The sequence below is a fragment of the Azospirillum sp. Sh1 genome, assembly GCF_008365135.1.
GTDB classification, from domain to species: domain Bacteria; phylum Pseudomonadota; class Alphaproteobacteria; order Azospirillales; family Azospirillaceae; genus Azospirillum; species Azospirillum oryzae.
This window is the reverse complement of sequence record NZ_VTTK01000015.1, coordinates 134,039-146,119: the sequence shown is the minus strand read 5'-3', so window position 1 is coordinate 146,119 and position 12,081 is coordinate 134,039. Positions and strand designations below refer to the sequence as shown.

Sequence of the window (12,081 nt, the reverse complement as noted above, 5' to 3'; positions counted from 1 at the left end):
ACGTGGGAGAGTAGGTCGCCGCCAGGTCACTCAGCCTCAAGAGACGCATAACACGAAGCACAAGCTTGCATCTTCACACCATTTCGAAACGCCCCGGTTCATCAGAGCCGGGGCGTTTCGGCGTTTGGGGCGCTGAGACACAATTCGAAAGCAAGCGGCGGAGTGTGCCGTTCCTCCTGACAGTTCACATTGCTCCCTCATCTCGCCACCGAGCCTGTAAGCTTCATGCAGGGAGAGGGACACATGACCGTTGCACCCGACACGACCATCTCCGGAGCGGGCATCTCCGAAGCAGCCGACTCCGATAGCGACCGCTGGGAGGCATTGCGCCGCCGCGATCCTGCCGCCGACGGGCGCTTCGTCTATGCGGTCCGCAGCACCGGCGTCTATTGCCGGCCGAGCTGCGCCGCGCGGCCGGCACGGCCGGAGAATGTCGTGTTCTATGCCGGCAATGCCGAGGCGGAGCGGGCGGGGTTCCGGCCCTGCAAACGCTGCCGGCCGGATGGGCCGAGCCAGAACGACCGCCGGGCCGAGGCTGTGGCCCGAGCCTGCCGCCTGATCGAGGAGGCGGAAGAGGTGCCGCCCTTGGAAGAACTTGCAGCGGCGGCGGGGATGAGCCCGCATCACTTCCACCGTATTTTCAAGCAGGTGACCGGCGTCACGCCGCGCGCCTATGTCCAGGCCAACCGTGCCACCCGCGTCGCCGGTGCTTTGCAGCAGGCCGGCAGCGTGACTGAAGCGATCTATGAGGCCGGCTATGGCTCCTCCGGGCGGTTCTACGAGACCGCGGGGGCACGGTTGGGGATGACGCCGACCAGCTACCGCAAGGGCGGGGCGGGGCAGACGATCCGTTTCGCTGTCGGAGTCTGCTCGTTCGGTTCGATCCTGGTGGCGGCGACGGAGCGCGGGGTATGCGCGATCCTGCTGGGCGACGATCCCGAACTGCTGCTTCGCGATCTGCAGGACCGCTTCCCCAAAGCCGAGTTGATTGGCGGGGATGCAGCCTTCGAAGCGACCGTGGCGCAGGTGGTGGGGTTCGTAGAGGCGCCGGGGACGGGGCTCAATCTGCCATTGGACATCGGCGGCACCGCTTTTCAGCAGCGGGTGTGGCAGGCGTTGCGCGCTATTCCGGCCGGCCGGACCGCCAGCTATGCCGAGATCGCCGGCGCCATCGGCGAGCCGGCGGCCGTGCGGGCGGTGGCGCGGGCCTGCGGTGCCAACCCGATCGCCGTGGCGATCCCCTGCCATCGGGTGGTGCGGTCCGATGGCGGCCTGTCCGGCTATCGCTGGGGCGTGGAGCGCAAGCGGGACCTGCTGGACCGCGAGCGCAAGGAGGCGGCGCAGTGAGGATGCTGGAGACGCTGGACTGGACACGCATCGAAGCAGAGCTGGAATCGGTCGGTCATGCGGTCGCGGGGCCACTGTTGGACGCGGAGACCTGTGGCGCCTTGGCGGGACTTTATGAGCAGGACACCCCTTTCCGCAGCCGGGTGGTGATGGAGCGGCACGGCTTCGGCAAAGGGGAATACAAGTATTTCACCCACCCTCTGCCTGAGCCGATCACCGCCCTGCGCGCGCCGCTATACCGCCGGCTGGCTCCGGTCGCCAACCGCTGGGCGACGGCGATGGGGCTCGACACCCGCTATCCGGCGGATCACGCGGAGTTTTTGGAGCGCTGCCATGCGGCTGGACAGGCACGCCCCACGCCGCTGCTGCTGAAATATGGTCCCGGCGACTACAATTGCCTGCATCAGGATCTGTATGGCGAGACGGTGTTCCCGTTGCAGGTCGCCATCCTGCTGTCGGCGCCGGGATCGGACTTCACCGGCGGCGAATTCGTCCTGACCGAGCAGCGGCCGCGCATGCAGTCGCGCGCGACCGTGGTGCCGCTGGGCTTGGGGGATGCGGTGATCTTCGCGGTGGACCAGCGTCCGGTCCAGGGCACCCGCGGCATCTACCGTGTCCGGCACCGCCATGGCGTCAGCCCGGTGCGCTCAGGCGCGCGCCACACGCTGGGCATCATCTTCCACGACGCGGCGTGAGGCGTCATCCTGCCGCCGACGGCGCCCGTGATCCCATGCCGCGCGCGGGGGAATAGCCGCGCACCGCCAGGGCCGCGAACAGCAGGGTGGCGCCGGTGACGACCGCCAACGCCAGACCGTCGATCCGGCCGTAGAGCGCGAAGCGGATCAGCTCCACCCCATGGGTGAAGGGATTGAGGCTGCACAGCCACCACAGCAGCGGGCCGGCCTCCTCCATGCGATAGAGCGGATAGAGTGCGGAGGAGAGGAAGAAGAGGGGGAAGACCACGAAATTCATCACCCCGGCGAAATTCTCCAGTTGGCGGATGGTGGAGGCCAGGACCATGCCCAGCGCCCCCAGCATCAGCCCGTTCAACAGCAGGGCCGGCAGCACGGTCAGCGGCGCCCAGAGCGGAAGGTCGATGCCGTAGAGCCGGACGATCAGCAGGAAGGCCGCAACCTGGAGAACCGAGACCACAACGCCGCCCAGCAGGCGGGCCAGCAAAAGGAAGGCACGGGGCAGCGGGCTGGTCAGCAGGATGCGCATGCTGCCCATCTCGCGGTCATAGACCATCGACAGCGAGCCTTGCATGCCGTTGAACAGCTGGATCATGCCGATCAGCCCCGGCACGATGTAGACCTCGTAGGGGATGTAAGTCTCGTAGGGTGGGATGATGGCGATGCCGAGCGCGGCCCGGAACCCCGCCGCGAAGACGAACAGCCACACCAGCGGCCGGACCAGCGCTCCGAGGAAGCGTTCGCGTTGATGCACGAAGCGCAGCACCTCGCGCGCGACGATGCCCTGGAAGGCGATCCACCATCCCCCGAACTGCCGGCCGGTCATGCTGCGGTCTCCACCTCGGCGGTGGGGCGGGCGGCGGTCAGCCGGTCGAAGCTCTCCGCCACGGTGGCGCAGCCGGTCTCTTCATTCACCGCGGCGACCGGCCCATCGGCGCGAACCCGGCCGCGGTGCAGGACCACCACATGGTCGGTCGCGGGGTCGATCTCGTCGATCAGATGGGTGGCCCACAGCACGGCGATGCCATCCTCCGCGCACAAGGCATGGACATGACGGATCAGGGTGCGGCGGGCGGGGATGTCCAGCCCGACCGTCGGTTCGTCCAGCAGCAGCAGGGTGGGGCGGTGCAGCAGGGCGCGGGCGATCTCCACCCGCCGGCGGTGGCCGCCGTTCAGCGCGCGGACCTTCTCCGCCCGCCGTTCGAACAGGGACAGGCGGGTGAGTTCCGCTTCGATCCGCCGGTCGGCCTCGCGCCGGCCGATGCCGTGCAGGGCCGCGAAATAGCGCAGATTCTGCACCACCGTCAGGTCGAGGTCGAGGGTCGGCTGCTGGAACACCACGCCAAGATGGGCCAGCGCGTCGCCAGGTGCCTGTGCGATGTCGTGGCCGTGGATGCGCACCCGTCCGGCGGTCGGCCGCAGCAGGCCGGTGGCGAGCGCGAACAGCGTGCTCTTGCCTGCGCCGTTGGGGCCGAGCAGGCAGGTGAAGGCGCCGGGCATCACGCGGAAGCCGACATCCTCCAGCGCGAGGCGGTTTCCGCCATAGCTGTGGCGCAGTCCATCGACCTCCAGTGCCGGTACCGTCATTCCACCGTTCCTCTCCGCCTCGGCCCCTGTTCGTCTCACCCCTTGACCGCCACGCCCCAGGGATAGCGGCCGACCTTGACCGTCTTCGTCACCTTCAGGCCGTCGACGTCGATCACAGACACGTCGCCGCTGACCCCGTTGGTGGTGTAGAGCGTCTTCTGATCGGGCGTCAGCGCCAGTTGCCAGACGCGGCGGCCGACCAGCAGGTAATCCTTCACCTCGAAGGTCTTGGCGTCCACCACCGCGACGTGGTTGGCGGGCCCGAGCGCCACAAAGGCATAGCGGCCGTCGTCGGTCAGCTTGACACCCACCGGCTGGATGCGGTCCTTGGCGATGCCCTTGATGTGGAAATCGACGACCTTCGTGACCTTGCGGGTGCCGGTGTCGATGACGCTGACGGTGCCGCCGATCTCCGACGAAACCCACAGCTGCGACCCGTCCTTGGTGAACTGGGCGTAGCGCGGGCGGGGGCCGACCAGCGTGTTGTCGACCACCTGCCGCTTTTCCATGTCGATCCAGTGGACCATGCTGGTCGTTTCGGAGGTGTTGACGCCCCAGCGGCCGTCGGGGCTGACGTCCATCCCCTCCGGCTCCACCCCGACATCGACCTGGAAGGCGACCTTGCGCGTCGGCACGTCGACCACGGTGACGATGTTGCTGTCCTCGTTGGCGATGATCAGGCTCTTGCCGTCGGGGCTGAGGGCGAATTGTTCGGGATCCTCGCCGGACGGCAGGTTGTGGACGACCTTCTTGCTGGCGAGGTCGAGAACCTGCACCGCATGGTCGTCGCTGGCGCAGATGAACAGCTGGGTGCCGTCCTTCGACAGGGTGATGCCGCGCGGGCGCTTGCCGACCTTGATCGTGTCGGTGACCGCCATGGTCTTGCCGTCGATCACCGACAGGGTGTTGTCCTTCTCGTTCGACACATAGATGGTCTGGGCCGAGGCGGCAGACGCCAGGAAGGCGGTGGCCAGGGCTGCTAAGGATATGCCGGTGAAGCGGGCGGCGGTCATGGCGTGGTCTTTCCTCGTGTCTTGCAGAGCGTTTCCGGTTGGTCGTAGCCCAGGCTGTCCAGTTCGGTGCGCGGGTGCAGGAAGCCCTCCTGCGGCGATACCGACACCACCGAACGGTCGGCGGCCAGCAGCACCGGCTGGCGCAACTGCCCGTCCCAGGGCCGCAGGCTGAGCGGTGCGCCGCGGAAGGCCGACATGGTGAAGTCGGGCGACTGGATGAAGGCGATCAGGCGGTCGGGATCGGCGGAGCGGGTGCGGGCGGCAGCCTCGCCCACCACGCGGACGGCGGTCCAGTCATTGTGGTCGCGCGTGGTCATCGGGCGCTTGGCCGCGGCCTTGAAGCGGGATTGCAGCTGTGCTGCGCCCCATTGCTCGTGGGTGCGGTGCCAGACGGTGGGGACCAGCCCCTGGGTGCCGGCGACCGGGCGCGGGTCGGCGGTGCGGTAGGACAGGTAATCGCCGAATTCGCCAACCTCGTCGGCGACGATCAGCACGTCGTAGGCCTTGGCCTGGGTGAAGACCGGGATTTCGGATTCGGCGGTGCGGTTGACGTCGCTGTCGGCGGTCCATTGCTTCTCCGCCACGATCTGCGCGCCGACGCGCTTGGCGGTGCGGCGGATCGCGTCGGCATACAGCTTGTCCTCCGGCCGGCGTCCGGTGACCAGGAACCAGCGCGGCCAGCGCTTCTTCACCAGATATTGGCCGAGCGCGTCGGCCAGCATCGCCCGGCTGGGCGCCACATGGACGAGGTTCGCGGCGCATGCGCTGCCGCGCAGAACGTCGTCGGGCGCGTTGGCGTTCAGCAGCAGCAGGTTGCGGGCCTCCGGCAGCTTCGACAGGGCCTCCACCGTGGCGCCGGGGGCATCGACGATGACGAAGCGGTCACCGCGACCAGCCAACTCGCGCAGGGCCGCGGCGGCATCGCCGTCCGGCGGCACCTCGACGCTGTCGAGCAGGAAGGTCTGCTTAAGGAATTTGCCGGTCGTGTTGTTGTCGGCGATGGCGAGCGTCGCGCCGGCAACCCCGTCGTCGGCCGCTGGCTCATCGGGGTTGGAAACCGAGGGCGGCGGTTCCGGCGTCTGCGACAACAGGCCGATGCGGATCTCGGAGATGGAATCGGCAACGGCGGTCTGGGCGGCGGCGCCGGCACCGGGCGTCCCGGCCAGCAGGACGGCGGCGAGTGCGGCCAGCGATGCGCTGCGGAGAAGGCCGGGAAGGCGGGGCTTGGTCATCATATCCGTCGGAACGCCAACTGTTTGGTGTGCAGCCTATCGGGCGAACCCGTACGGCGGAATGCGACTATGGAAGGATGGACAGGCGACGGCAGGGGCGTGGCCCCATCTTGTACGAAAGTCCAATTATTGGCGTGACGGAGCGATGGCTATCCTGGCAGCCCGTTCCATGATGAAACCACCACTGCCGGGACTTGCCATGGCGTATGTGACCCGCCGCCGATTCCTGTCCAGACTGGCCGCAAGCTGTGCCGCTGTCGGAATCGCGTCCGCATTCGGCGTTCCGCGGAGTGCGGACGCCCGGCCGCTGGACGAGGTGATGGAGCGTGGCCGGCTGCGCGTGGCGGTCTACCGCGACTTCCCGCCCTTCTCCTTCCAGCGCGACGGCAAGCTGGTGGGTATCGACGTCGATCTGGCCAAGGCGATCGCGGAGAAGCTGGGCGTCAAGGCCGACATCTACGAGCAAATTCCCGGCGAGACGGTGTCGGACGATCTGCGGGTGGCCGTCTGGCGCGGCAGCCTGTTCGGCGGCGAGTTGGCCGACATCATGATGCACGTCCCCTATGACAAGCAGTTCGGGCTGATGAATCCGGAAGCGGTGCTGTTCGGTCCCTATCATCACGAGGTGTTCGCCCTGGCCCGCGACCCGCAGCGGGTGCGCTCCGCCGTGCTGGCGACCCTGCCGGACGAACCGATCGCGGTGGAGATCGACAGCGTTCCCGACTTCTTCCTTCTGGGCCTGCAGGGCGGCCGGCTGCGAAGCCGCGTCATCCATTGCCCGACGCCCGAGGCCGCCATCGAGAAGCTGACCTCCGGCGAGGCGGCGGCAGTGCTGGCGCCGCTGAGCCAGGTGCAGGCGGCGCTGGGTGCGCGGGCCGAGCAGTTCCCGGTCACCACCGTGACCCTGCCGGGCATGATGACCTCCAACTGGAACATCGGCATGGCGACCAAGGAAAACGCCCGCGACCTCGCCTACAGCGTCGGCGACGCGGTGACGGCGCTGACCGAGGACGGGACGATGGGCCGGATCTTCGCCGCCTACGGCGTCACCCACACGCCGCCGCCGCTGGTGGAGTGAGCGGAACGGACGGAAGTTGGCCGGTCGGGAGGAGATGGATGGGACACGCCCTTTACCAAGCAGGATTGGCCGGCGCGATGATCGTCGTCGCGGGCGCCGCGTTCGCCGCAAACTCTCCATCCGATCCGCTGAACTCGGTGATGTGGGAGGCGCTGCGCGACCAGTATTTCGCCGGCGCGCCGGTCGTTTTCGACGATGCCGTCAGGGTCAATGCGCCGGCGGCGGCGGAGGACACGCGCGCGGTGCCGGTTTCGGTCGATGCCACGGCGCTGGGCCATGTGGTGGAGATGGTGGCCATCGCCGACCTCAACCCCTTCCCGCTGGTGCTGCGCTACCACCCCGGCACAGCCGCGCCCTACATCGCCACCCGCATCAAGATTCAGCAGGCCACCGCCGTGCGTGGCGCGGCGCGGACCGCGGACGGGGTGTGGCATGTCTCCGGCGTGATGGTGGATGCGGCGGGTGGCGGCTGCAGCGCACCGCCGGCCTCCTATGCCCAGAAGGATTGGGCCGACCATGTCGGCGAGGTGCAGGCCCGGCTGTGGCCGGCGGACGCCGATGGGGTGGCGCGGCTGCGACTGCGCATCCGCCATCCCAACGACACCGGTCTGGTCGACGGCATTCCCGCCTATTTCATCGAGACCCTTCAGGTCGATGCGCAGACCCCCGGCGGTTCGCCGGAACTTGCGCGGATCGACAGCCTGGAACCGGTGTCGGAGAACCCGGTCTATTCGCTGGACGTTCGTCCGCCGCCCGACGCAACGGCGCTGGTGCTGCGCGGCCGGGACAACCAGGGCGGCGAGATCCGCGCGACGATCCCGATGCCGCCGCCCGGCGCCCAACCTGCGATGAGGCCGGCGAGGTCCTTGAAGCCCGCCGACCAGCCCTGGAGTGTCGGGCAATGAGCATGCCGCTTCTGCGCCGGCTGGCGCTGACCACCGCCTTTGCCGCTGCCCTGATGGCCGGTGCGGCGACGGGATCGGCGCGGGCCGCCGGGCCGCTGACCTATGATCTGAAGCCGACCCGCATCGCCCCCGACACCTATGTCTTCGAAGGCTCGACAAAGCATTTCACCCGCGCCAACGGCGGCAACATCCTGAATTCCGGATTCATCGTCACTGCCGACGGGGTGATCGTCATCCAGACCGGCCCGTCCCGCCGCTATGGCGAGGAGATGCGCGCGGCCATCCGCAAGGTCACCGAAAAGCCGATCCGCAAGGTCTTCATCAGCAACCTGCACCCCGACTATTGGCTGGGGTCCCAGGCTTTCGCCGATGTGCCCATCGCGGCCCTGCCCGGTACCATCGCCGGCATCCAGGAGGAGGGGAGCGGCATCGCCGACAACATGTACCGGCTGGTCGGCGACTGGATGCGCGGCACCGAGGTGACGGTGCCGACGGAGCCGGTCTATGGCTCGACCGTCAGGTTCGGCGACCACCGGCTGCGGTTGATCCCGTTGAGCGGACACACCGCCGCCGACCTGATGATCCTGGATGAGACGACCGGCGTGCTGTTCGCCGGCGGCGTGGTCTTCTGCGACCGCACCCCGACGACGCCGCACGCCACCGTCGCCGACTGGTTGAAGGAACTGGACATGGTCGATGGCCTGGACATCCGTTTGCTGGTGCCCAACCACGGGCACATCCGGTCGGACAAGGCCTGCGTCGCCCAGACGCGCGACTGGCTGACCTGGCTGGACGGCACGCTGCGCCATGCGGTGGACTCGGGCCTCGACATGGCGGAAGCGTTGGAACTGCCGATACCTGAGCGATTCGAAGTGCTGGACGTGCTTCGCGAAGAGTATCGCCGCTCCGTCGCCCATCTCTGGCCGAAGATCGAGCAGGCTGCTCTGCCGCGGGTCAATTGAAGTGCGGGGGTGAAGCGCGGGGGTGAAGCGCGGCGGGCTGACGTTTACGCCTGCTACTATCCGACAATTTACCCAACCGATCATCCGTCTACACTGCCGATATCGTAAAGCGACGCGGTCCCTTCGGCCGCCAAAAGCTTAAAAAGCCGCCCCCGATCCCGCTATCGCCCGCCGGACCCGCCCGTCCGGGGGCAACGGACGGGTCATGCCCCGGGCGGTGCCGTCATCATCAGTTTTGGGAGGCAACCGCATATGAAGCGCCTGGTTACAAGTCTCGCCCTGGCAGCCTCGCTGACCGCGTTCAGCGCCACCGGCGTCCTGGCCGCCGACGCCGCCGGCCCCTCCAGCGACGATCTGCTGAAGAGCGCCACCAACACCGAAGCGGTCCTGACCTATGGCATGGGGCCGCAGGCCCAGCGCTTCAGCCCGCTGACCGATCTCAACGCCGACACCGTCAAGAAGCTGGTCCCGGTCTGGTCCTTCTCCTTCGGCGGCGAAAAGCAGCGCGGCCAGGAAGCCCAGCCCATCATCTATGACGGCACCATCTACGTCACCGGCTCCTACTCCCGCCTTTATGCGGTCGATGCCCGCACCGGCCACAAGAAGTGGGAATACAACCATCGCCTGCCCGACGGCATCATGCCCTGCTGCGACGTCGTGAATCGCGGTGCTGCGATCTACAAGGACAAGATCTACTTCGCCACGCTGGACGCCCGTCTCGTCGCGCTGAACCGCGAGACCGGCAAGGTGGTGTGGAACAAGAAGCTGCAGGAATACAAGGAAGGCTATTCCAACACCGCCGCCCCGCTGATCATCGACGGCAAGATCATCACCGGCAATTCCGGCGGCGAGTTCGGCGTCATCGGCATGGTCGAGGCCCGCGATGCCGAAACGGGCGAGCTGGTCTGGCAGCGCCCGACCATCGAAGGCAACATGGGCACGCTGAACGGCAAGGAGTCGACCGTCACCGGCAAGACCAATGCCAGCTGGCCGGGCGACATGTACAAGACCGGCGGCGGCGCCACCTGGCTGGGCGGCACCTATGACCCGGAGACCAAGACGCTGTTCTTCGGCACCGGCAACCCGGCACCCTGGAACTCGCACCTGCGCCCCGGCGACAACCTCTACACCTCGTCCACGCTGGCCATCAATCCGGACAATGGCGAGATCAAGTGGCACTACCAGACCACGCCGCATGACGGCTGGGACTTCGACGGCGTGAACGAGTTCGTGTCCTTCGACCTGAAGAAGGACGGCAAGGTCATCAAGGCCGGCGGCAAGGCCGACCGCAACGGCTTCTTCTACGTCATCGACCGCACCAACGGTAAGCTGATCAACGCCTCGCCCTTCGTCACCAAGATCACCTGGGCCAAGGGCATCGACATCGAGACCGGCCGTCCGATCTACATCGACGACAACCGGCCCGGCGCGCCCGCCACCGGCGATGCGCACGACGCAAAGGGCAAATCGGTCTTCGCGGCTCCCGCCTTCCTGGGCGCCAAGAACTGGATGCCGATGGCCTACAACCCGCAGACCGAGCTGTTCTATGTCCCGGCCAACGAGTGGGGCATGGACATCTGGAACGAGCCGATCACCTACAAGAAGGGTGCGGCCTATCTCGGCGCCGGCTTCACCATCAAGCCGCTGTATGACGATTACATCGGCGCGCTCCGCGCCGTCGATCCGAAGACCGGCAAGATCGTGTGGGAATACAAGAACCCGGCCCCGCTGTGGGGCGGCGTCCTGACCACCGCCGGCAATCTGGTCTTCACCGGCACGCCGGAAGGCTATCTGAAGGCCTTCGACGCCAAGTCCGGCAAGGAAGTCTGGAAGTTCCAGACCGGCTCCGGCGTGGTCGGCAGCCCGGTGACCTGGAAGATGGACGGCGAGCAGTATGTCGCCGTGGTCTCCGGCTGGGGCGGTGCGGTGCCGCTGTGGGGCGGCGACGTCGCCAAGCTGGTGAAGGACATCAACCAGGGCGGTTCGCTCTGGGTCTTCAAGCTGCCGAAGGCCTGACCGCAAGAGCGGCCAAGCGGGACGGGGGCGGGCCGGAGCAATCCGGTCCGCCCGTTCCCGTGCCTGCTCCTATTTAGATGATTTCGTTATCTTTTTAACGATGTCCTACCATAGTCCAATTATTCGTAGGTCCCACTGCTGATAACGTCTGCTCATGCGAAGCAAAGGCCGCAGGGCGGCTAGAAACAGAGGGAACGTCTTTCTCATGAATGCACGGATTATTCGACTCGCCGCCGCCGTTGGTCTGATCGGCGCCGTCGCTCTCCCCGGTTTGGTCTATGCCCATGGCGATGTCGTTCCCCAGCCGGTCGACACCACCGGGCTGGAGAAGCTGGGCGAGACTTGGCGGGACAGCAATCCCTACCGCGGCAACGAGCGCGCCATCGAGATCGGCGCGTCGGCCTTCAACCAGAATTGCGCGCGCTGCCACGGCCTGGGTGCGGTGTCCGGCGGTATCGCTCCCGACCTGCGCTATCTGGAAAAGGGCGACGCCGGCGACGAGTGGTTCAAGGAGCGCGTCACCAACGGCTCGATCCGCAACGGCGTGACCTACATGCCCAAGTTCGGCGAGGCGCTGGGCCAGGAGGCCCTGTGGTCGATCCGTTCCTGGCTGGAAACCGTGCACGAGGAATGACCCCTGCCGGATCAATGGCTCTTCCCTTCCACGCTTCACATCCAAGGTGGTCATCCATGATTCGCAGAACCGCATCCCTGGTCGCCATCGCGGCCGCCCTGCTGGCCGCTCCCGCCTTCGCAGCCGATCACGCCACGCCGGAACAGGCGAAGTCGCTGGTCGCCGACGCCGTCGCCTACCTGAAGGCCAAGGGGCCGGATGAGGCGACCAAGGCCTTCCAGGACCCCAAGGGCAGCTTCCGCCGCGGTGAGCTGTATGTCTTCGTCTTCGACACCGACGGCCGTTACGTGGCCTCCGGCGCCAACCCGAAGCTGGCCGGCACCGACGCCGCCAATCTGAAGGACGCCGAAGGCAAGCCCATCGTCCAATCGATGATCTCTGAAACCAAGGAAAAGCCGAACGCCGTCATCGACTATGTCTGGCTGAACCGCCAGACCAACAAGGTCGAGCACAAGCATTCCTACATCACCCGCGATGGCCGTTACATCGTCGGGGCCGGCACTTATGACCAGTGAAGACTGACCCGTGACCGCGTGACGCGCCGTTCGCGGCCGATGCCCTGAAACTTGACCGCCCGGTTTTCCCACGAAGCATTGTTTCGTGGGAAAACCGGGC

12 protein-coding genes are annotated in these 12,081 nt (G+C 67.1%); 8 read left to right on the top strand and 4 right to left on the bottom strand.

Going from position 1 to position 12,081, the window contains the following annotated elements:
* The first annotated feature begins 243 nt into the window (after positions 1-243).
* Together ada and FZ029_RS17170 are read left to right on the top strand one after the other, a co-directional pair.
* A complete protein-coding gene (gene ada, locus FZ029_RS17175; RefSeq protein ID WP_247892347.1) occupies positions 244-1,347 on the top strand; it encodes a bifunctional DNA-binding transcriptional regulator/O6-methylguanine-DNA methyltransferase Ada in 1,104 nt (367 codons plus the stop codon).
* Between the two features lie 2 nt (positions 1,348-1,349).
* A complete protein-coding gene (locus FZ029_RS17170) occupies positions 1,350-2,042 on the top strand; it encodes a 2OG-Fe(II) oxygenase (RefSeq protein ID WP_149270391.1) in 693 nt (230 codons plus the stop codon).
* A gap of 4 nt (positions 2,043-2,046) precedes the next feature.
* Here FZ029_RS17170 and FZ029_RS17165 read toward each other — a convergent pair whose 3' ends face one another.
* Genes FZ029_RS17165 through FZ029_RS17150 form a run of 4 tightly spaced genes read right to left on the bottom strand, consistent with a single transcriptional unit; the run spans position 2,047 to position 5,874 of the window.
* A complete protein-coding gene (locus FZ029_RS17165; RefSeq protein WP_149270366.1) occupies positions 2,047-2,865 on the bottom strand; it encodes an ABC transporter permease in 819 nt (272 codons plus the stop codon).
* On the bottom strand, positions 2,862-3,626 hold the full coding sequence (locus tag FZ029_RS17160) for an ABC transporter ATP-binding protein (protein ID WP_149270364.1): 765 nt from the start codon (positions 3,624-3,626) through the stop codon (positions 2,862-2,864). The genes FZ029_RS17165 and FZ029_RS17160 overlap by 4 nt, the downstream gene beginning before the upstream one ends.
* A 35-nt stretch (positions 3,627-3,661) precedes the next feature.
* Positions 3,662-4,639: a YVTN family beta-propeller repeat protein gene (locus FZ029_RS17155; protein ID WP_149270362.1), complete on the bottom strand. Its 978-nt coding sequence runs from the start codon at positions 4,637-4,639 to the stop codon at positions 3,662-3,664.
* The gene (locus tag FZ029_RS17150) at positions 4,636-5,874 is read right to left on the bottom strand and encodes an ABC transporter substrate-binding protein (protein ID WP_247892346.1); all 1,239 of its coding nucleotides are present in this window, start codon (positions 5,872-5,874) and stop codon (positions 4,636-4,638) included. Before FZ029_RS17150 ends, FZ029_RS17155 begins: the two co-directional genes overlap by 4 nt.
* 196 nt (positions 5,875-6,070) lie before the next feature.
* On the opposite strand from FZ029_RS17150, the gene FZ029_RS17145 reads away from it, so the two are divergent.
* The 6 genes from FZ029_RS17145 to FZ029_RS17120 all read left to right on the top strand — a co-directional run bounded on the left by FZ029_RS17145 (position 6,071) and on the right by FZ029_RS17120 (position 11,981).
* The gene (locus FZ029_RS17145) at positions 6,071-6,949 is read left to right on the top strand and encodes a transporter substrate-binding domain-containing protein (protein WP_149270360.1); all 879 of its coding nucleotides are present in this window, start codon (positions 6,071-6,073) and stop codon (positions 6,947-6,949) included.
* 38 nt (positions 6,950-6,987) lie between these two features.
* The gene (locus tag FZ029_RS17140; protein ID WP_149270358.1) at positions 6,988-7,854 is read left to right on the top strand and encodes a quinoprotein dehydrogenase-associated SoxYZ-like carrier; all 867 of its coding nucleotides are present in this window, start codon (positions 6,988-6,990) and stop codon (positions 7,852-7,854) included.
* Positions 7,851-8,816, top strand: coding sequence for a quinoprotein relay system zinc metallohydrolase 1 (locus tag FZ029_RS17135; protein WP_149270356.1), 966 nt, complete (start codon positions 7,851-7,853; stop codon positions 8,814-8,816). The genes FZ029_RS17140 and FZ029_RS17135 overlap by 4 nt, the downstream gene beginning before the upstream one ends.
* 252 nt (positions 8,817-9,068) lie before the next feature.
* Entirely contained in the window at positions 9,069-10,832 is a 1,764-nt protein-coding gene (locus tag FZ029_RS17130) for a methanol/ethanol family PQQ-dependent dehydrogenase (protein ID WP_149270354.1), read from the top strand.
* Between the two features lie 205 nt (positions 10,833-11,037).
* Entirely contained in the window at positions 11,038-11,466 is a 429-nt protein-coding gene (gene pedF, locus FZ029_RS17125) for a cytochrome c-550 PedF (protein ID WP_188051964.1), read from the top strand.
* A 56-nt stretch (positions 11,467-11,522) separates the two neighbouring features.
* Complete coding sequence (locus FZ029_RS17120) at positions 11,523-11,981, top strand: cache domain-containing protein (protein ID WP_149270352.1); 459 nt, start codon at positions 11,523-11,525, stop codon at positions 11,979-11,981.
* Positions 11,982-12,081 lie beyond the last annotated feature (100 nt).